At 59.8% G+C, this 19241-nt stretch carries 20 protein-coding genes; 14 read left to right on the top strand and 6 right to left on the bottom strand.

Annotation, left to right across the window (positions count from 1 at the left end):
• Nucleotides 1–43: 43 nt before the first annotated feature.
• From gpmI to VGL70_10725, 3 genes are read left to right on the top strand one after another with little or no spacing between them, the layout of a single operon-like run.
• Nucleotides 44–1588, top strand: coding sequence for a 2,3-bisphosphoglycerate-independent phosphoglycerate mutase (gene gpmI, locus VGL70_10715; protein HEY3303992.1), 1545 nt, complete (start codon nt 44–46; stop codon nt 1586–1588).
• Nucleotides 1589–1598: 10 nt separating this feature from the next.
• A complete protein-coding gene (locus VGL70_10720) occupies nt 1599–2372 on the top strand; it encodes a ComF family protein (protein ID HEY3303993.1) in 774 nt (257 codons plus the stop codon).
• A 34-nt stretch (nt 2373–2406) separates the two neighbouring features.
• Nucleotides 2407–2985, top strand: a complete 579-nt coding sequence (locus VGL70_10725) for a methyltransferase domain-containing protein (GenBank protein ID HEY3303994.1) — start codon at nt 2407–2409, stop codon at nt 2983–2985.
• A 163-nt stretch (nt 2986–3148) separates the two neighbouring features.
• Here VGL70_10725 and VGL70_10730 read toward each other — a convergent pair whose 3' ends face one another.
• On the bottom strand, nt 3149–3589 hold the full coding sequence (locus VGL70_10730; protein HEY3303995.1) for a DUF1178 family protein: 441 nt from the start codon (nt 3587–3589) through the stop codon (nt 3149–3151).
• 85 nt (nt 3590–3674) lie between these two features.
• Between VGL70_10730 and VGL70_10735 the strand changes: the two genes are divergently transcribed.
• The 7 genes from VGL70_10735 (at nt 3675) to VGL70_10765 (ending at nt 10528) form a co-directional block, all read left to right on the top strand.
• Nucleotides 3675–4823, top strand: coding sequence for a GNAT family N-acetyltransferase (locus VGL70_10735; GenBank protein ID HEY3303996.1), 1149 nt, complete (start codon nt 3675–3677; stop codon nt 4821–4823).
• 117 nt (nt 4824–4940) lie between these two features.
• Complete coding sequence (locus VGL70_10740; GenBank protein ID HEY3303997.1) at nt 4941–5717, top strand: ABC transporter permease; 777 nt, start codon at nt 4941–4943, stop codon at nt 5715–5717.
• 16 nt (nt 5718–5733) lie between these two features.
• A complete protein-coding gene (locus VGL70_10745; GenBank protein ID HEY3303998.1) occupies nt 5734–6744 on the top strand; it encodes an ABC transporter substrate-binding protein in 1011 nt (336 codons plus the stop codon).
• A 184-nt stretch (nt 6745–6928) separates the two neighbouring features.
• Nucleotides 6929–7723: an ABC transporter ATP-binding protein gene (locus tag VGL70_10750; GenBank protein HEY3303999.1), complete on the top strand. Its 795-nt coding sequence runs from the start codon at nt 6929–6931 to the stop codon at nt 7721–7723.
• A 20-nt stretch (nt 7724–7743) separates the two neighbouring features.
• On the top strand, nt 7744–8784 hold the full coding sequence (purM, locus tag VGL70_10755) for a phosphoribosylformylglycinamidine cyclo-ligase (protein HEY3304000.1): 1041 nt from the start codon (nt 7744–7746) through the stop codon (nt 8782–8784).
• 75 nt (nt 8785–8859) lie between these two features.
• Nucleotides 8860–9522, top strand: coding sequence for a phosphoribosylglycinamide formyltransferase (purN, locus tag VGL70_10760; GenBank protein ID HEY3304001.1), 663 nt, complete (start codon nt 8860–8862; stop codon nt 9520–9522).
• A gap of 25 nt (nt 9523–9547) precedes the next feature.
• Nucleotides 9548–10528, top strand: a complete 981-nt coding sequence (locus tag VGL70_10765) for a lysylphosphatidylglycerol synthase transmembrane domain-containing protein (protein HEY3304002.1) — start codon at nt 9548–9550, stop codon at nt 10526–10528.
• Here the strand turns inward: VGL70_10765 and mgtE are convergent.
• Nucleotides 10513–11856 (bottom strand): magnesium transporter, encoded by a 1344-nt coding sequence (gene mgtE, locus VGL70_10770; GenBank protein HEY3304003.1) that lies wholly within the window; start codon nt 11854–11856, stop codon nt 10513–10515. The genes VGL70_10765 and mgtE overlap by 16 nt on opposite strands.
• Before the next feature lie 193 nt (nt 11857–12049).
• Here mgtE and VGL70_10775 point away from each other — a divergent pair, with 193 nt between their 5' ends.
• Together VGL70_10775 and VGL70_10780 are read left to right on the top strand one after the other, a co-directional pair.
• The gene (locus VGL70_10775; protein HEY3304004.1) at nt 12050–12253 is read left to right on the top strand and encodes a twin-arginine translocase TatA/TatE family subunit; all 204 of its coding nucleotides are present in this window, start codon (nt 12050–12052) and stop codon (nt 12251–12253) included.
• A gap of 73 nt (nt 12254–12326) precedes the next feature.
• A complete protein-coding gene (locus tag VGL70_10780; GenBank protein HEY3304005.1) occupies nt 12327–12947 on the top strand; it encodes a DUF47 domain-containing protein in 621 nt (206 codons plus the stop codon).
• A 220-nt stretch (nt 12948–13167) separates the two neighbouring features.
• Here the strand turns inward: VGL70_10780 and VGL70_10785 are convergent, their stop codons facing one another.
• From VGL70_10785 to VGL70_10795, 3 genes are all read right to left on the bottom strand, one after another.
• Nucleotides 13168–13806, bottom strand: a complete 639-nt coding sequence (locus VGL70_10785; protein ID HEY3304006.1) for a methyltransferase domain-containing protein — start codon at nt 13804–13806, stop codon at nt 13168–13170.
• Nucleotides 13807–13839: 33 nt separating this feature from the next.
• A complete protein-coding gene (locus tag VGL70_10790; GenBank protein HEY3304007.1) occupies nt 13840–14031 on the bottom strand; it encodes a helix-turn-helix domain-containing protein in 192 nt (63 codons plus the stop codon).
• A 117-nt stretch (nt 14032–14148) separates the two neighbouring features.
• Entirely contained in the window at nt 14149–15156 is a 1008-nt protein-coding gene (locus VGL70_10795) for an NAD-dependent epimerase/dehydratase family protein (GenBank protein ID HEY3304008.1), read from the bottom strand.
• A gap of 439 nt (nt 15157–15595) precedes the next feature.
• Here VGL70_10795 and VGL70_10800 point away from each other — a divergent pair, with 439 nt between their 5' ends.
• Complete coding sequence (locus tag VGL70_10800; GenBank protein ID HEY3304009.1) at nt 15596–18730, top strand: AsmA-like C-terminal domain-containing protein; 3135 nt, start codon at nt 15596–15598, stop codon at nt 18728–18730.
• Nucleotides 18727–18975: a glutaredoxin family protein gene (locus tag VGL70_10805; protein HEY3304010.1), complete on the top strand. Its 249-nt coding sequence runs from the start codon at nt 18727–18729 to the stop codon at nt 18973–18975. Before VGL70_10800 ends, VGL70_10805 begins: the two co-directional genes overlap by 4 nt.
• 27 nt (nt 18976–19002) lie before the next feature.
• On the opposite strand, the gene VGL70_10810 is transcribed toward VGL70_10805, so the two are convergent.
• A partial coding sequence (locus tag VGL70_10810) for a TatD family hydrolase (protein HEY3304011.1) occupies nt 19003–19241 on the bottom strand: 239 nt, incomplete at its 5' end.

Raw genomic sequence — 19241 nt, forward strand, 5'->3', positions numbered from 1 at the left:
TTGCGTCTCCGGCTGAATTTATTCTTGGAGGGGAAGAGACATCGTGCGCGATCAACGTCCTCTGATTCTGATCGTCTTGGACGGGTGGGGCGTCAATCCCCGCCGCGAAGGCAATGCCATCGCCCAGGCGTCCACACCCAATATGGACGCGCTCGCCGCTTCCTATCCGTCGACCGAGATTTCCATCTCCGGATTGGACGTGGGTCTACCCGATGGCCAGATGGGCAACTCCGAGGTCGGCCACATGCACCTCGGCGCGGGCCGCGTCGTCTACCAGGATCTCACCTTGATCCACGGCGCGATCGACGACGGCAGCTTTTTCACCAACCCCGTGCTTCGCGGCGCTGCGGATGCGGTCAAAAAATCCGGCGGCAGGCTTCACCTCATGGGGCTTCTGGGCGACGGCGGCGTCCACAGCCACCAGCGTCATCTCGAGGCGTTGATCGAGCTGGCGGCGAGGGAAAAGGTCCCGGCAACGTACCTCCATTTGTTTTTGGACGGCCGGGACACGCCGCCGAAGAGCGCCGAGGGATTTCTCCGCGAGCTTTCGGAAAAATCAAAATCCTATCCATCGGCCAAGATCGCCACCGTGAGCGGCCGCTACTACGCCATGGACCGCGACAAGCGCTGGGATCGCACGGAGAAAGCTTACCGCGCGATGGTGGGGGGGGCCGGAGTGCGCTCGCGCACTGCCGAAGATTCGATTCAAAAAAGTTATCAGGACGGAGTCACGGACGAGTTTGTCCTGCCCACCGTGATCGAGTCCGTCATGCCGGAAGGCGCGATCCGCGACGAAGACGCTGTCATCTTCTTCAACTTCAGGGCCGACCGCGCCCGCCAGTTGACGCGCGCCTTGACGCAAAAAGATTTCACGGAATTTCGCCGCGACCGGCGGATCCGGCTTTCCGCTTTCGTCACCATGACGGAATACGACCGGAGCTTCGGCCTGCCGGCGGCGTTTCCGCCGCGCGACTTGAAGAATATCCTGGGAGAGGTCGCGAGCCGGAACCATATCCCGCAACTGCGCATCGCCGAGACCGAGAAATACGCGCACGTCACGTATTTCTTCAACGGCGGCGAGGAGAAGAAATTTCCCCTCGAAGACCGGCTTCTGATTCCGTCGGTGAAAGACGTGCCAACCTACGATCTCAAGCCGGCCATGAGCGCCTACGAGATTACCGCGTCGCTCATCGAGCAGATCGAGGCCGACCGCTACGGCCTGGTGATCCTCAATTACGCCAACGCCGACATGGTCGGCCACACGGGAAATTTCGCGGCCGCGGTGCGTGCCTGCGAAGTCGTCGACGAGTGCATCGGCAAAGTCGTTCAGGCGGCGCTACGTCGCAAAGGCCGGGTTATCGTCACCGCGGACCACGGCAACGCGGAGCAGATGATCGACTACGACACCGGGCAGATTCATACGGCGCACACCACCAATCTCGTTCCCGTCATATTGGTGGGCGACTTGCTGGAGTCCGGCCGTCTCCGGCGCGGCAAAGCGATCGACGTCGCGCCCACTATATTAAAGTTGTTTGGCATTCCTCAGCCGGCTGAGATGACCGGCCGCCCGCTCTTCGTGGAAGGATGAAGGCAAAAGGATGAAGGCGGAAAATTCATCCTTCATTCCTCATCCTTCAGCCTTGCGTTTCGGACGTTGGCTCGACTGGCTTTACCCGCCGCGCTGCCGCTTTTGCCGCGAGTCCGTCTTTGAAGCGAGCGATTGTTTTTGTCGCTCCTGCCGCCGGCGAATCCGTTTGGTCACCCATCCTTTCTGCAGCGCCTGCGGCCGTCCCTTTCTCGACACGAGCGGAGACGACCACCTGTGCGGAAACTGTCTCCTGCGCCGCCCACATTTCGCGCGCGCCCGCGCCTGGGCCTGTTATCCCACCGAAGACGGCGAGGAACATCCGCTGCGCGAAGTCGTGCAGCGTTTCAAATACGGCCGCAAGGTGTCGCTGGGAAAACCGCTGGGCCGCGTGATGGCGATCGACTGTCGCGGACTGTTCGACGATCGCCCGCTCGACGTCATCTTGCCCGTGCCGCTGCATCCGAAAAGGCTCCGCTGGCGCGGCTTCAATCAGTCGGTCGCCCTCGCCCGCGAGATCGGTAAAGCGTGGGAGCTCCCGGTCGATCCGTTCGTGCTCGCTAGATCGCGCGAGACGCCGCCGCAGACCCAGCTTAACGAGGAGGAGCGAAAGAAAAATATGCGTCGCGCGTTTTCCGTCAACTCTGAGAAATCCATTGAAGGAAAAGCGATCCTACTGATCGACGACGTGTATACCTCCGGCGCTACCGTGAACGAATGCAGCCGCGCTCTGATGCGCGGCGGGGCGAAAGAAGTTTCCGTCCTGACGCTGGCACGTACGGTCTAGCGGATTTCACGGTTCAAAGCTTTTAAGGGTTCACGTGGGAACGGAAGATCAAAAGAAGTGGGACGAGAAACATGCCGGCCGCCATAGCCATGACGCTCCTTCGTCCTTTCTCCATGAGGTCCTCGACAGCCGGTCGTGGACGATCCAACCGGGCAGAGCGCTCGAAATCGCGACCGGCAAGGGAAGGAACGCGCTGCTGCTCGCCGAGCGCGGATTTCAGGTCGATGCGATGGATATCTCGCCCGTAGCCCTGGAGGAGGCGCGAAAGATTGCGCGAGCCAGGGCGCTGGACATCAACTTCATCGAGACCGACCTCGACGGCGCGGACATCGCGCCGGCGGCTTACGATCTGGTCGTCAATTTCAACTTTCTCCAGCGCGATCTGATTCCCAGAATGAAAACTGCGTTGAAGCCCGGCGGCCGCGTCGTCTTCGAGACGTTCCTGATCGATCAACGGGTCCTGGGCCATCCGCGCAATCCGTCCTATTTGCTGGGCCACAACGAGCTGCTGGAGCTCTTCCGCGACTTTCGCGTGCTGTACTATCGAGAAGGTCAAGTCCTTCAGGAAGCGAAAAAGAGCTTTCGTGCTTCGCTGTTCGCTCAAAAAACGTAGTAGTCCGAAATGTCATTCTGAGGCGAAGCCGAAGAATCCTTCGACTTCGCTCAGGACAAGTCTCTCAAGATCCTTCGCGGAGTTTATCCTGAGCTTAGCCGAAGGGCTCAGGATGACATACGGTATTTTTGGCAGTGCTGGAAAGTCGGCGCCGGCGCGTGATTCAACTATCCAATTTAGGCTTGGGCAGAATGCCGTAGGGGATGCCTTCTTCGTCGAGGCCTTCGCGCTCTTCCGGAGTGGTCGAGCCGTGAATCGGCCTCTCTTCGGTCTCGCCGTGAAAAATCGCGAGCGCTTCTTCGGCAAAGCGGGGGCCCACGTCTTCGAAATTCTTCTCGACGTATTGATGAAGCCGGATAAGTAACTCTCTCATATCGGTTTCGGAAAGATCCGGAGGTCGCGCTTCGGTCTTTTCAGCCGCCGTGCTGTCGCTCTCTTTTTTCACATGCACGGCGCACGCGTGCGGCAGCTTTTCAACCGCTGTCGTGCCGCAAGAAGGGCATGAGATGAGGCCTTTCGCGGCCTGCTGCTGGTATCCTTCGAAGTTAGAAAACCAACCTTCGAATCGGTGATTTTGGTCGCAGATCAAGTCGTAAATCACCATGGCCTATGGTTTAAGTGCGTTCGGCCCGTTTGTCAACCCGTCCTGAGTTTTACGGCAAGAGAACTAATGCTACAATTCACGCGACGTGGCGAATAATCTTACCATCAAAATTATCCGTAAGATCAGCGAGGTAAGGCGCGAAGACTGGGACCGATTGCTGAATCACGACTCGCCTTTCATGAAGTGGGACTGGCTTGACGCTTTGGAGCAGACGGGATGCATCGAGGAGGAGACGGGTTGGCTGCCCCATCATCTTATCGTCGAGCAAGGCGGCGAGGTCGTCGGCGCCTGCCCCATGTATCTCAAGCTCCACAGCATGGGCGAGTTCGTCTTCGACTACGAGTGGGCGGAGCTCGCGCACCGCCTCGGCATTTCCTACTATCCCAAGCTCCTGGTCGGTGTCCCTTTCACGCCGGTCGCCGGCGCGCGTTTTCTCACGGCCGCCGGGGCGGACAGGCTAAGTCTGATCCGGCTCATGGGACAATCGCTCGCGCGGATCGCGCAGGACAACAAGATTTCATCCGTCCACGTCAACTTCTGCCTGGAACACGAACGGCGGGCGTTGGCCGCGGTCGGATTCGTCCAGCGGGTCGGACTCCAGTTTCACTGGGAAAACCGCGGCTACGGCTCCTTCGAAGATTACCTCGGCTCCTTTCGCAGCGACCGGCGCAACAAGATCAAACGCGAGCGGCGCGCGATCGCCGAGCGCGGGATTGCGATCCGCGCCGTGGAAGGAGAAGAATTGAGCCAAAATCATCTCCGCACCATGTTCGCGCTCTACAAGACGCACGTCGACGCCCTTTATTACGGCCGCCAGTATTTGACGCCGGAATTTTTCGATGAGATCGGACGGCGCTTCGCCTCCCACCTCTGCCTCATTTTCGCCGAGCGCGACTCGCGCGTGATCGCGGGAACGTTCAACGTAAGAGGAGATTCGGCCTTATACGGCCGCTACTGGGGCGCCTTCGAGGAAGAGCCTTTTCTTCATTTCAACGTTTGCTACTACGCCGCGATCGACCATTGCATCAAGAACGGGCTCAACCGCTTCGAGGCCGGCGCCGGCGGCAGCTTCAAGCAACTGCGCGGCCTGGAGCCGCAGCCGACTACGAGCATGCACTACCTCGTCGATCCAAAATTCAGAGGCGCGGTGGAGCGCCATCTGGCGCAGGAGAGGGAAATGATTTCGCTCAAGCGCTCGGCCCTGCTGGAAAAGAGTCAGCTCAAGAAAGGTTGAAAGGGTTTTAATTTTGTTTAACCCTTAAACCCTGCAACCCTTAGACTTTCCCGTTTCCTTGACTCTAACGCGGCTTTCCTTTAAGTTCCATGGACATTCGCCGCCTGGGATAAAAACTTGAAATTTTCTCTCAAGAACGTCGCCGAGCCGGTGTTGTTTTTTCTCGCGCTGCTGGCGCTTTGGGAAATCTTGGTGAAGGTCGTCCATGTCCCGGCCTTCATCCTGCCGCCGCCGAGAGATCTCTACGCCGCCTTCACCGCTAAATTCTTCATCCTCGCCAGCCACTCGCTGATCACGTTTCTCGAGGCGGTGGGCGGTTTCGCGCTCTCCTTGGTCCTCGGCGTCGGCTTCGCCGTCGGCGTGGTTTATTCGCGCCACCTCCAGAATACCGTCTATCCTCTCATCGTCATTCTTTACGCGATGCCGAAGAGCGCCTTTGCGCCTTTGATGGTTATCTGGATCGGCTACGGGCTACTGTCCAAGATGGCGATTGCGTTTCTCGTCGCCTTTTTCCCAATCGTCATCAACACTGTGATGGGACTCAAGGAAGTCGAGCCGGAATTGTTGGAGCTGGCGCGCGTCAACCGCGGCTCGGCCTGGGACGTGTTCAAAAAAATTCGCCTGCCGAATTCTTTGCCGTACATGTTCGCCGGCGTCAAGGTCGCGCTGGTTCTTTCGGTGACCGGGGCGATCGTCGCCGAGTTCGTCGCCGCCAACGAAGGCCTCGGATATTTGGTCCTGCAGGCCAACTACAGCCTGGATACCGCTTTCGCTCTGGTGATTCTGTTGATCCTCGCGCTGCTCTCTCTCGCTCTCATCACGGCGCTCGAAGTGCTGCAGCGGAAAATTGTTCCGTGGAGCGCCGAGGTGCGGCAGATCGAGGGCTCTTTTTAGCCGAAGAGGTGGAACCATGACGCTGACGAAGAACCGCATCTCGATATTCGCCGCGCTGCTCTTGGCGTTCATATTCATTGCGGTCTCCGGTCGCTCGGCGGCCGGCGCCGAAAAGCCGGCCATCGTTCGTCTCGACTTCATTCTCGGCGGCAAGCACGCGCCGTGGTTCGTCGCCGCGGAGAAGGGATTTTACTCCAAGCGCGGACTCGCGGTGACCATCCAGCCGGGCACCGGCTCGGCGGACACCGTCCGCGCCATCGCCGCCGGACTCGCCGACGTCGGCTTCGCCGATCTGACGACGGCGATCGTCGCGCGCTCGCGCGGGAGCCAGATCCAATCCGTCGCGCAGTTGGGCTACGTCGCGACCACGGTCATGTGGCGCGAGGAGACGCCGATCAAGAGTCTCAAAGATCTCGAAGGAAAATCGTTGGCGATCAGTCCGGGCCAGGCGCAGTGGTTCCTCATGCCCGCTTTCAGCCGCATGAACAATATCGATTTCAAGTCGATCAAGATTCAGGAGACCGCGCCGGCGCTGCAGCCGGCGGCGCTGGCGGCCAGAAAAGTGGATTTCATCCTGATGTTCCGCGCCTCCAACGACGAGGTCGCGGAGCTTGCCGCGGCCAAGCAGGGCATCAAGCTCAAGCGCGTCTATATGAAAGACAACGGCCTCAATATTTACGGCAGCTCGCTGATCGTCAAGGAAGAGGACGTCAAGCGCCGTCCCGAGGTGATCCGCGCCTACGTCGAAGGAACCATGGAAGGATTGAAATATTCGCGCGAACGTCCCGACGAAGCGCTCGCGATTTTGCTCAAGCAGAAACCCGAGCTCGACCGCGAGCTGACGCGAATACAACTGAAGAACGCCGTCGAGGAGGTCTTCATACCGCCGGAGTCACTCCAATCCGGTTACGGATACATGAAGCCGGACATCATGGAAAAGACGGTCGCGACTACCAACGAGTTTTTCGACGTCGGGAGAAAAGTGTCCGTCGAGGAGGTCTATACTAACCAGTTCATCAAAAAGTGACGCGCGATGAAGTCTCGTAAACGGGTGGTCATCGACACTCGGGTATCGCAACCGCGATACGAGAGCGGCTCGGATCTCGCGCGTCATCCTGAACGAAGTGAAGGATCTCAAGACTTGTCCTGAGCGAAGTCGAAGGATTCTTCGCCTGCGGCTCAGAATGACATAACCTTTACGCAGGGTTTGCGTGGCGCCGCTGATCGTCGTCGAAGACGTGCAAAAGATTTTTAAGCGCGGCGGCAAGACCGTTCGCGCTCTCGCCGGCGTCTCGTTCGAAGTCTCCGAAGGCAGCTTTGTCTCCATCGTGGGACCGAGCGGCTGCGGTAAGAGCACGTTGCTGAAGATCATTTCCGGTCTCGTTCCGGCCAACTCCGGAAGCATCGCGGTCGGCGGCAAGACGGTCGCAGGGCCGCTGGAGAACGTCGGAATGGTTTTCCAGTCGCCCGTGCTGCTCAAGTGGCGCTCAGTTGCGGCCAACATCATGCTCCCGGTCGAGTTCGCCAAGCTCGACCGCGCCGGCCATCTGGAGAAAGCGCACTCGCTCATCCGGCTGGTCGGTCTGGAGGGTTTCGAGGAGACCCCTCCCTACGAATTATCCGGCGGCATGCAGCAGCGGGTATCCCTCTGTCGCGCGCTGGTGACCGATCCGCGCATGCTGCTCATGGACGAGCCGTTCGGCGCGCTCGACGCGATGACGCGCGACGAGCTGGATCTCGAGCTATTGCGCATATGCGACGAAAATAAAATGACCGTGCTGTTCGTGACGCACAACATTCAGGAGGCGGTCTTCCTGTCGGATGACGTCGTCGTGATGTCGCCGCGCCCCGGCAAGGTGATCGAGAAGGTTGCGGTCGAGCTGCCGAGGCCGCGCACGCTCGAAATGATGAGCAGCGCTGAGTTCGGGCGCTATACTCTGCGGATCCGCGGAATGCTGGCGTCGGCCGGCGGCAAGTCTGCCGACGCGGCCGGCTCGACGGCGTAAAATTCGGCTCCGAGCGATTCATGGCGAAAAAGAGAAGATTCACTTACAAGTCGGCGGGCGTGGACATCGCCGCCGGCGACCGTCTCGTCCGGCGCATTCAGGGCGCGGCGATGAAAACCGCGCGGCCCGGGCTGCTCGCCGGCATCGGCGGTTTCGGCGGTCTGTTTGATTTGAAGAGCTTGAAATACCGCCATCCGGTTCTCGTATCCTCCACCGACGGCGTCGGCACGAAGCTCAAGATCGCTTTCATGACCGGCATTCATGATACAATCGGAATAGACCTCGTGGCGATGAGCGTCAACGACATCCTGACCCAAACGGCCGAGCCGCTTTTTTTCCTCGATTATTTCGTTTGCGGTAAGCTCGACGTGAATATCGCCGCGGCGGCGATCCGCGGCATGGCCGAGGGCTGCCGGCAAGCCGGGTGCACTTTGATCGGCGGCGAAACGGCCGAGCATCCCGGAGATTTTCCGCAAGGGGAGTACGATCTTGCCGGCTTCGCCGTCGGTCTCGTGGAAAAAGACAGGATTCCCAAGCCGCGATCGATCGTTCCCGGCGATGCGTTGATCGGTCTGTTGTCGAGCGGGCTTCACAGCAACGGTTACTCTCTCGCGCGCAAGGTTTTGTTGGAGGCGAAAGGGCTCCGGCTCGGCGATCGCATCTCGGAGCTCGGCCGGACGCTCGGAGAGGAAATGCTGGAGCCGACGCGGATCTATGTCAACTGCGTGCGTTCACTGCTGCGGGACTATTCCATCAAGGGATTGGCGCACATCACCGGCGGGGGAATTCCCGGCAACCTGCCGAGAGTTTTGCCCGAAGGGAAGCGCGCCTGGATCCGGCGGCGCAGTTGGACCGTTCCGCCGATCTTCGAGCTGATTCGGAGATTCGGCTCGGTCTCTCAGGCTGAGATGGACCGGACGTTCAACAATGGCATCGGCATGATCCTCGTGGTGGGGAAGAACGAAGTCGGCGGCGTCGAGCGCGCTCTGAAAAAAATGGCCGAGCCGTACGCCGTCATCGGCGAGATCAGAAAAGGAGAGCGGGGAGTTCGCGTTGTTTAGCGACGAGTGAGACACTGAGGGCCGGGGTAGATCGGGTCTGCTCACTGCTCACGACTCGCTTCTCACTTGAAAACTATGGCGCGGCAAGTTCCATTGGGCGTGCTGATCTCCGGCGGCGGCACGAACCTTCAGGCGATCATCGACGCCATCGAGGCGAAGCGTCTGGACGCCGCGATCCGCGTGGTCATCAGCAACCGGAAGAACGCCCAAGGCCTCGTCCGGGCGAAAAATCACGATATCCCGACAGAGGTCTTGGACCACAAGAAATTTTCCAGCCGCGAAGCGTATGACGAAGCGCTCGTCGCCGTTCTCCGCGAGCGCGGCGTCGAGCTGGTCGTCCTGGCCGGATTCATGCGCCTGCTCTCGCCGGTTTTGATCAAGGCTTATTCCAACCGGATCATGAACATTCATCCGGCTCTGCTCCCGGCTTTTCCCGGACTGCACGGCCAGAAGCAGGCGGCGGAGTACGGCGTGCGGCTCGCAGGCTGCACGGTCCACTTCGTCGACGAAGAGTGCGATCAGGGGCCGATCATCATCCAGGCCGCCGTGCCGGTCTATCCCGACGATACCGAGGAGTCGCTTTCCGCCCGCATCCTGAAGCAGGAGCACCTGATCTATCCGCGCGCGATCCAGCTTTACTCGGAAGGAAGGCTTCGCGTGGTCGGGCGCAAGGTCTTCGTCGACGGGCTCAAAAAGGACGAAGACGAGGCGCTGGTCCATCCTCCGATCAAGGAATGAAAAAGCTTCCGAGCATCGGTTCCCTATGAAGCGCACCCTCACGACTCTCCTGAAGGCCGGCGTCAGCCTCGCGCTGCTCGCGTTCTTTCTCTCGCGCATCGACCTGATGCATTTTTTCCGCGTGCTTTCCGCGGCGCAATTCTACTACATCGGCGCGGGCTTGGTGATTTACCTTTTCGGCCAGTTCGTGAGCTCGCTTCGCTGGGCGCTGCTGGCGCGGACGCTGGGATTCCGCAATCCATACAAAGATTTCGCCACGATTTATTTCATCGGCATGTTCTTCAGCCTGTTTACGCCGAGCACCGTCGGCGGCGACGTGGGACGGGTTTTTTACCTCGCGCGCGACGGCGCGGATGCTAAAGAGAGGACAACCGCGGGACCGCTGGCCTCGGCCACGGTTTCCGTGCTGGCGGATCGCGCCGTGGGAATGGCGGTGCTGATTTGGATCGGCGCCGTAGCGGTGGCCGCGTTTCCGGGCTACGCGCTTCCCTCGGCCATCCGCTACGTGACGTTCGCGATTGCGCTGGGCTTTCTCCTGGGCTTTTTCTCGTTTCCCGTCTTGAGCCGCCTGCTCGCAGGGCGGAACAACCGGATCCTAAGAGCTTTGCGCCTCGCCATGGAAAATTACCGGCACCACTGGCGCGCCCTGGTCCAGGCGATGGCGCTCTCTCTGATCGTCCATGTGTTGCAGTCCTGGATCCACGTTTTGCTCGGCAGTAGCCTGGACGCCGAGATCCCGTGGTCCTATGCCTTCATCATCTATCCGTTGGTGGGGACGTTCAGCGCTCTGCCGGTGAGCCTCAACGGAATCGGGCTCCGCGAGGGCGGCTATCTTTTTCTGTTGACACGCGTCGGCGTCAGCTCGGAGAAGGCGATCGCTTTCGGCCTGCTCTGGTTTATCATCGTCGCGTTGGACAGCCTGATCGGCGGCCTGATCTTCATCTTGAGAAAGAGCCCGGCGCCTCCGGCGGTCGCATCCGAGGCGAAGAATTACGTAAGGAAGTGAATGAGGAGAGTGGCGAGTCCGAGAAAAATCAGAAATCCCATGAAATCGGTGAGCATCGTGTCGAACACGCCGGCGACGGTCGCCGGATCGAATCCCAATTTTCTGAGCGCGGTCGGTACGAGAACCCCGGCGGTCGCCGCCACGAGCATGTTGAGAAACATCGCCACGCCCGCTATCAGGCCCAGCGTCGCGTTGCCCTTCCAAAGCCAGGCGACGACCCCGAGCACGCCGCCGAAAAGCGTGCCTTTGATCAGCCCCAAGCCCCATTCCTTGCGCAGGAGCTGAGAGAGGTTAGTCGATTCGATCTCTCCCAGAGCCATCGAGCGGACGACCACGGTCGCCGTTTGGATGCCGGCGCTGCCGGCCTGACCGGCGATGATCGGCATAAAGATCGCGAGCGACGGCACCTGGCCGATGGTTTTTTCGAAAAAGCTGATCACCGAGGCGGCGGCAAACGCCCACACCATGTTGAAGCCGAGCCAGGGAACTCTCCGCGCGGCGGATTCTCTGAGCGGGCTGAACGCCCGCTCTTTGATGCCGACCCCGGCCATTTTGTACATGTCTTCCGTCGTTTCGTCGGCGATGACGTCGATGACGTCGTCCACGGTGATCAGTCCGAGCAGCCGTCCATCGCGATCCACGATCGGCAGCGCGAGCAGATCGTATTTGGAGACGATGCGCGCCGCTTCTTCCTGATCGACCGAGACCTCGGCGCGGATCGGGTCGGCGATCATCATGTCTCTGAGCGGACGGCCGGGCGGCGCGACGACGAGATTGCGGATCGGGACGACGCCGATGAGCTTTCCCGCCTCGTCCACCACGTAAAGATAAAAAAAAGTTTCCAGCTCGCCGCGCTCGCGGATCTTGTCGATCGCGCCCTGCGCGGTGATGTCGGGGGAGAGAGAGAGCAGGTCGGTCGTCATGATTCTCCCGACCGTGCCCTCCGGATAGCTGATCATCTTATTGAACCCGGCGCGCCGCTCCGGGTCCACGTGGGTGAGGACTCTCTCTCTTCGCTCCTCGGGCAGGCTCGCGATGAAAGTGACCGCGTCGTCGGGGTCCGCCCGCGAGATGACCCGGCCGAGTTTCTCGTCGTCGATCAGCCCGAGAACTTCCGTCAGCAGGTCGGGGGACAGCTCTTTAAGCGTCTTGGCCGCTTTGCGCGTGGAGAAAAGAACGTCGAAGAGCAGCCGTGCCTCGGACGGCTCCAGGCCCTTGAACAGCGGCGCGACGTCGGCGGGATGGCTCTTGCCGATGAGCCGCAGGACGCGATCGGGCGTGCCCGTGCGGATCATTTCCCGTACCAGCTCGTGATTCAAAGAAGCCATGTCGAAAATCCCTGGCGATGTTCTGCGTTGTTCCTTCTTAGCCGCTGGCCTGGATATTTGCAAATGTATTCTTACTCTTTCCAATAGAGCTTACAGGTGCGCTCGAAATCTGCTATGGTGGCCACGAAAACTGAGAGCGCTATAGTGGAGAGGGCGGGGGCGGGGCTTGAGGCGAATCAGTCAAGGAGGTTTTATGTTTGGACTCGGCGTTCAGGAGCTTTTGATCATCCTGGTGATCGCGCTGGTTTTGTTCGGGCCGTCGAAGCTGCCGCAGATCGGCAGCGGCTTGGGCAAGGCGATCCGCGACTTCAAGAAAGGCGTCAGCGGGGACGACGGGGACGACGCCGCCAAAGAAAGCGCGCCGAAGAAAGACGACGGCAAGGAACTTCCGCGTTGAAACCCGCGCGTTGGCGCCGGACCGAGGGACGTTCTTTGCGACGGCGGGGCTGAAGAAAGGGAAGAGTGCGTCGATGCGGTTTTTGCCCAGCGATGAGAAATTCTACGACTGCTTCGAATCGGCGGTGAAAAAAGTCGTCGAAGGGGCGGACCAACTGGCCGGGCTGATCGAAGACTTCAGAGACGTGCCGCTCAGAGCGCAGCAGATCAAGGACACCGAGCACGAAGGCGACGTGGTCACGCACAACACGATCGAGATGCTGAACCGCACATTCATCACCCCGCTCGACCGCGAGGACATCCACAAGCTCATCACCTCGCTCGACGACGTGCTCGACTACATCGAGGCATGCGCGGCGCGCTTGCATCTCTTCAAAGTCGGCCAGACCACCGACGAAGCCAGGCTCCTCGTCGGCATCCTCGTCAAGGCGGTCAAGGAAGTCGAGCAGGCGGTTTTCAAGCTCAGGCGGCTGAAAGGCGGGGATTCGCTGATGAAGCATTGCGCCGAGATCAACCGCCTGGAGAACGAAGGCGACTATGTCGGCCGCACGGCCGTGGCCAAGCTCTTCGAAGGCGCCAACGATCCGCTCAACGTCATCAAATGGAACGAGATCTACGACACGTTGGAGAACGCGATCGACCGCTGCGAAGACGTGGCCAACGTCCTGGAAGGAATCGTATTAAAAAACGCTTGAGCGCCTGCCGAAAAAATCCCATTGACCATCCGTCCGCCCGCGAGTCTCTTTCCGGGCCGATGCGATACATCTGATTACGCTCAACGACCAATGCTTAAAGCTTCTCCTCGCTACGCTTGATTGTCCCTGTCCCACGCATCGGCCCGTCAAGAAACCCGCAGGCGGACGATTGCGCCACAGCCGGCTCAACGGCGGGCGCTAAAATGCAAAAGAGAAATTCTTAAGAAGGACGGCGGCCGGTTTCCTTGGTGCCGAGAAGAACGGTGTAGAGGGAGAGCTTGGAGAGTTTATAAATCATCTCGACCTTGAGCTGGGTCTGTTCGATAAACGGGCTCAAGCGCAGCTTGGTGCTCCAGCCCAGCCGGCGGGTCACCGGATCGAGCGTTTCCGTGAGGAACCCCAAGAGCGGAAAGGTGCTGGTGAAGTGATTGACGATCACGATTTTTCCCCCGGGCTTGCACACCCGCTTGGCCTCCTGAATCATCCGGATCGGGTCCGGCACCACGGTCACCACGTGGAAGGCCGTCACGTAATCGAAGGTGTTGTCGGGGAATTTCAAATCGAGCGCGTTCATCTCCATCACGTTGAGGTGAGTCCAGCCGTTTTCCAGGATCTTGTCCTGGGCGCGGGCCAGCATATCCGGCGCGAGATCGATTCCGGTCACTTGGCAATGCCGCGGATACGCCGGAAACGAGGTGCCGGTGCCGGCGCCGACTTCCAGGACTTTCGCCCCGCGGGGAATCTCCAAGGCCTCGATGACGTGCCTTAGACGGGAATAAAACATCTTGCCAAAGACTTTGTCGTATAGCGGCGCAAACTCGGCGTAGAGTTTGCTTTCGTGAGCTTCTACCTCAGGCATCGTGAACCTCGGCGAATTTTCCGGCGTAAGAGATCAGGCGAACCGAATCGCTGTTTGTTTTTTGGTAAAGGAGGAGACGTCTTTTTTCTTGAAGCGCCACTGTTTGCCCTTTTTGAAGCCGGGCAGAATGTTTTTGCGCGCGAACTCGTTGACCGTGTCGGGGCTGAGATCCAGGATGACCGCGACTTCTTTGCTGTTCAACAGCTCTTCTTCTCTCTCCAGCATGCTCCCTCCCCCCGGCGAAATGATCTTCGCTGTCTCCTAACAAGTTAGCCTGAATCTGTCAAGGCGATTTTCTCCTCACGGCGGCGCCGCGCGCGGCCGGCAACGAACACGATGAGTTCAGGCCATCGGTTCGCCGCCGCGGGCGCGTTGCCCCAGCCATTCCGGCTTCGCTCCTTCCATCGAGAACCAGTCGATGGTGCGTTTAAGTCCTTCCTCCAACGTGAAGCGCGGGCTGACTCCGAGAATTTCGCGCATCCTGGCGATGTCCGGCGCGCGCCGGCGGATATCTTCATAGCCCGCGCCGTACGCCTCGGCTTCGGGAATATAGACCACCGAGGAAGGCAAGCCCGACAGGCGGATCATTTTCTCGGCTAGCTCGTTGATGCTGACTTCCTCGTCGGAGCCGATATTGATGATCTGCCCCACGGCCTCTTCTTTCAGTCCCGCCGCCACCGTCGCCCGGATCGCGTCGTCCACGTAAGTAAAGCAGCGCGTCTGCTTGCCGTCGCCGATCACGGTGAGCGGCGCGCCGCGCATGAGTTGTCCCAAAAAAATCGCCATCACCCTTCCGGCGTCCGCCCGGTCCAGTCTCGGCCCATAGACGTTGAAATACCTGATCACGACGATCGGCAGCCCGAGTTTTTCGAAGGCGAAGCAAAAGTGCTCTCCCACCGCCTTCGAGGTCGAGTAACACCAGCGGTCGATCTTCGTGGACCCCAGCACCCTCTCGCCGTCCTCGGTAAACGGAACCGCCGGACTTTTTCCGTAAACCTCCGACGTGGAGCTGAACACGACTTTCTTGCGCGCCTTGAACGCCGCCGTCAGCACGTTTTGGGTCCCGTTCACGTTGACGTTGAGGACTTGATAGGGGTCCCCCACGTAATGATCCACGCCCACCACCGCGGCGAGGTGATAGACGACGTCGCACCGGGAAATCAGCCCTTCCAAAATCTGGCTGTTGAGAACCGAATCGCGCACGTAGCGAAATCGTGGATTGGCTAATTGATGCCGCACTTTGAGATCCGAGGCCACGTCCAAGATCGTTACCTCGTCGCCGCGTTTCAAAAGCGCATCGGTCAGATGAGAACCGACAAAACCAGCCCCTCCGGTGATCAAGAAACGCATCCTTACTGCTCCTCCTCCCGTCTCTCGACGCGGACACGGTCAAACGCCGTCTCGTCGCGCGATCTCAGATCACTTCGTCGGATTCGCTCCCTTGCGGAGCAACAGAAAACCTACGCTCTCGCCCCGCGAGTGCGTCTGAATCCTCTGAAAATCAGAGGTTGAAAACCGTGTGAACGATGCTCGCGGAATCTTTTTGATCGGGACTGAACCCCAGCGGCTTGATCATCCCCCGACTTGCCAAATTGAACGCCATCATCGAACCGTACCGACAATCGATGGGCCAAAAATTGTCCGATTGTATAAACGCGCTGATGAAAGTTTAACGACCCCTTACAATAAGTCAACTCCGGTGACCGCGACGCGTCTTCCTTTCGCGCTGCGGTGTCCGGTGTCTCTGCTTGCGCCTGGGATGAACTTCATTTAGCATGATTTTTGCTCGATGAAAACAATTTTAAAGATCGTCGCATTCCTCGGCGCGGGCCTGCTGCTGGCGTTTGCGGTCGCTCTGATCGCGTTCTACCACTTGATTCAAGTCGGCGAGCTGCGCCGCTTCCTCGTCAGCGAGTTCGAGCAACACACCGGCCTCAAAGTGGAAGTGGGAGAGGCGGAGGTGGAAATGGGCAGGGTGGTGGGAGTCTCCTTCCACGATTTTACGCTGCGCGAACCGGAACAGGACAGGCCGGTGATCACGGCGCCGAGGATCGTGATCCGGGTCGCTCTGCTGCCGCTGCTGGAACGCAAGCTCGTCTTCTACGGCGTGCGGCTCCATGAGCCCAGGCTTCAAGTCGCCCGCGACGAGCAGGGCAAGATGCCCTGGCTGGACCCGCTCGTCAACTTGTCCCTCCACCGGCAACAGGCGGCGGAGTTTTCCATCGACTTGAGAGAGATCAGAATCGAGAAGGGAGACATCGCCTTCGTCGATCATTTCGCGGGCAAAGACGCGGTCACGACGCGCTTTCACGAAGTCGATCTCAGTCTTCAGCGCATGCGCACGAAAGGTTTGCTGGGACTTGCGCTGCGGCTGAAAAGTCCGGGAGGCCAGCCGCAGGAGGGGATTCGATTCAAGCTGAGAACGATCGTCGACAGAAGCGAGCGGCAGGCCGACTTGGCCGCGACCGGCCGCGCGCTCTTTTCCGAAGCGCCGCTGGACATCCGCAAGGCGTGGCTCGAGGCCGACCTCGAGTCGGAAAACTTGCCCGCCGCGTTCTTGTGGGAGTATTACGACCGGCCGCTCGCGGACGCGGTCCCGCGCGGCGATCTCGCCTATCGCGTTCGCTGGGAAGGAAATTTATCCGAAGGATCTCATCTCAAAGGAGAGGTTCGCTTCGCGGGGCTGGAGGCCGACGCGCGGAATATTTTTCCGTCGGCGCTGAAGCTCGGCGACGGGCGGATCGATCTGGCGTTGGATTGGAAGCCGCGGGAGCTTCGCATCCAGCGCGCGGATGTGCGCTCGGCCGACCTCACGTTCGCTCTTCAGGGTTCGCTTCACTTCCCGGATGGGCGGGATCCGGAAGTCGATCTTCATCTCACGACGCCTTTTCTTTCGCTTGCGGCCGCGCGCCATTTCGTCCCGGTAAAACTTTTTAATTCGCCGCGGCTGGAAAATCTTTTGGCCTCGATCCGTTACGGCGAAATCAAATTTGCCCGGGCCGACGTTTCGGGAAAGATATCCGAGCTCAGGCGATTGTTCGAGCCGGGACAAGAGGAGCGCCTTTCGCTGGAGGCCCAGGTCAGAGAGGCGGGCGGCGCCTTCGGCGCGGACCCTCCGCTCCCGCTCAGCGGCTTCAGCGGACAGATCGCCCTGGAGAAAGGCGTACTCAGGTACAAAAATTTCAAAGGAGTCGTCGGGCAATCCCGGTTGACGGAAATCAACGGAACCCACCGCGGGGCTTTGTCCGGCCCGGGGAAGCTGGAGCTTCGAATTAAGGGCGACACGGAGCTGGCGCAGTTTTCGGAGATGACACGATTCGGCATCCTGCCGCCGGCCGCGGACAAAATGATGGGCGCGGTCCAAGAATTGGGCGGCGGCGCGAAGCTCGATCTCACCGTCAGGACCGATTTCGCTTCGTCTTACGAATACGAAGGGATCGCCTCGCTCGATGCCGTCCATGCACGCATAGGGGAAACGGCGCTCTCGCAGCTCAAGGGAGACCTGTTGTTTTCCCCGACGGAAATCCGCGCCGAGCAAGCCACGGCGCTCTTGAGCGGTTCGCCGGTCCAGCTCCGGTTGGAGGTCAAAAATTTCGCCGCGGATCAGGGAACCTTCGATCTGGCGGTGGACTCTGCGGGCCTCAAAGCGAGCGAGGCGCTCCGCCTGCTGCTCTCGCTGGACGCCCCGCAAAGCCCCGGCGTCGTCCGCGGCGCCGTGCGCTATCAGGGATCTCTAAACGCGCCGGAAAGTAGAAAGCTCACCGGCTCGTTGGAGCTGGTCGGAGTTCAGATTCCGCTGAAGGTTTTCAGCCAACCGTTCACCGAGGTCCATGGCAGAATGCATCTGGATGGGAAAACGATCGACCTGGAAGGTATCAGAGCTCAGGCGGGCGGCTACCCCTTTTCGTTCAATGGGCGCTGGGTCAACGGCGAAAAGCCGATGCTGCTTTTCAGCTTGAGCGCGCTGGAGATGGATATCGCCTACCTATTGCCGCGGCACGTTACGCCGGACCAAGAATGGTACGACCGTCTCCAGGTCAGGGGGAAGCTCATCCTCGACAAGGGCAGGTACGAAAAATTTTCCTTCACCGATTTCAAGAGCGATCTGGTCCTGGAAAGGCGGATTTGGCGCCTGGAGAATTTTTTCGCCCGCTCGCAAGGCGGCACGGTGGAAGGCCTCGGGTCTTTCGACGATCATCCGGACAAGCAGCTCTTCCGCGTCGAGCCGGACGTCAAGGGAGTTCCGGTGCGGGACCTGCTCGGCTGGTTCGACATCGGAACCACCGAGATCACCGGCAAGGTGCAGCTCGCGGGCAAGCTCGAATTCAGCGGCAAGACCGCCGCGGAGAGGAAGCGCAATTTGAACGGCGCCTTCCGCCTGCGCATCGAAGACGGGGTCGCGCGCCGCTTTCAACTGATGGTGCGGATCTTGAGTTTCCTCGATCTCTCCCGCTGGTTCACCCTCAGGCTGCCCAACGTCAATCAGGAGGGCATCTATTTCCGCAGCGTCTCGGCCGACGTCAAAGTCGCGCAAGGCGTATACTCGACGCGGAATCTTTTCGTCGACGGCGACGACCTGAGAATCACCGGCGCGGGAGAATTGGACGGGCCCAAGGGCGAGGTCAACTTCGTCATCACCGTGCGGCCCTTTCCAGGAATCGACACGGCGGCGAATTACATCCCCATTCTCGGGACGGGCCTCGCGGCCATTAAGAATGTTTTCCTGGTCGCAAGCTTCAACGTCAAAGGACCGATCAACGATCCGAGCATCACGCCCGCGCCTCTCAGCACCCTATCGGAATATTTTTTCGGCGTGCTGGCCATTCCCAAAGGGCTCATCGGACTGCCAACGACCGGCGAGCCGAAGCCAAACACCGACCAGAAGCCGACCCCGGACGAGAAACCGACCGACGAGCAGCCGTGAGCGCTCACATCCGGCTTTATACCAGAAAGGATTGCTGCTTGTGCGACGAGATGAAGACAGCCATCCGCGAAGCCGCGGAAGGCCGATCCCTCGGAGTGGAGGAGATCGACGTCGATTCCGCGCCTGAGCTGAAGGAGAAATTCGGGAGCGAAGTGCCGGTCCTCTTCATCAACGGCCGCAAGGCGTTCAAGCATCGCGTGACGGCGAAGGAGCTGAAGAAGAGGCTCAAGCGGGAAGGATTTTAGCCGCTTCGGTCCGTGACCGCGGTGGAATCAGAAAAATTTCGTTATCTCCGCGTCGCCGTCGATCAAACGGTGAAAATTCTCTTCGACGGCTTGCGCGACCGCTTCGGGCGTCGTTTGTTTCAATGCGGCGATTTCCTCGACCACGTCGAGGACGATCGCCGGCATGCCCATCGTGCCATTCAGCCATTGAAGCCCGCCAGGGTTGTCGGTCTCGGTAAGAATTTGCCACAGCGGAACCGCGCGCGCGATTTGACGGATTTTTTCCG

The organism is Candidatus Binatia bacterium, from assembly GCA_036504975.1.
GTDB lineage: Bacteria > Desulfobacterota > Binatia > UBA9968 > UBA9968 > JAJPJQ01.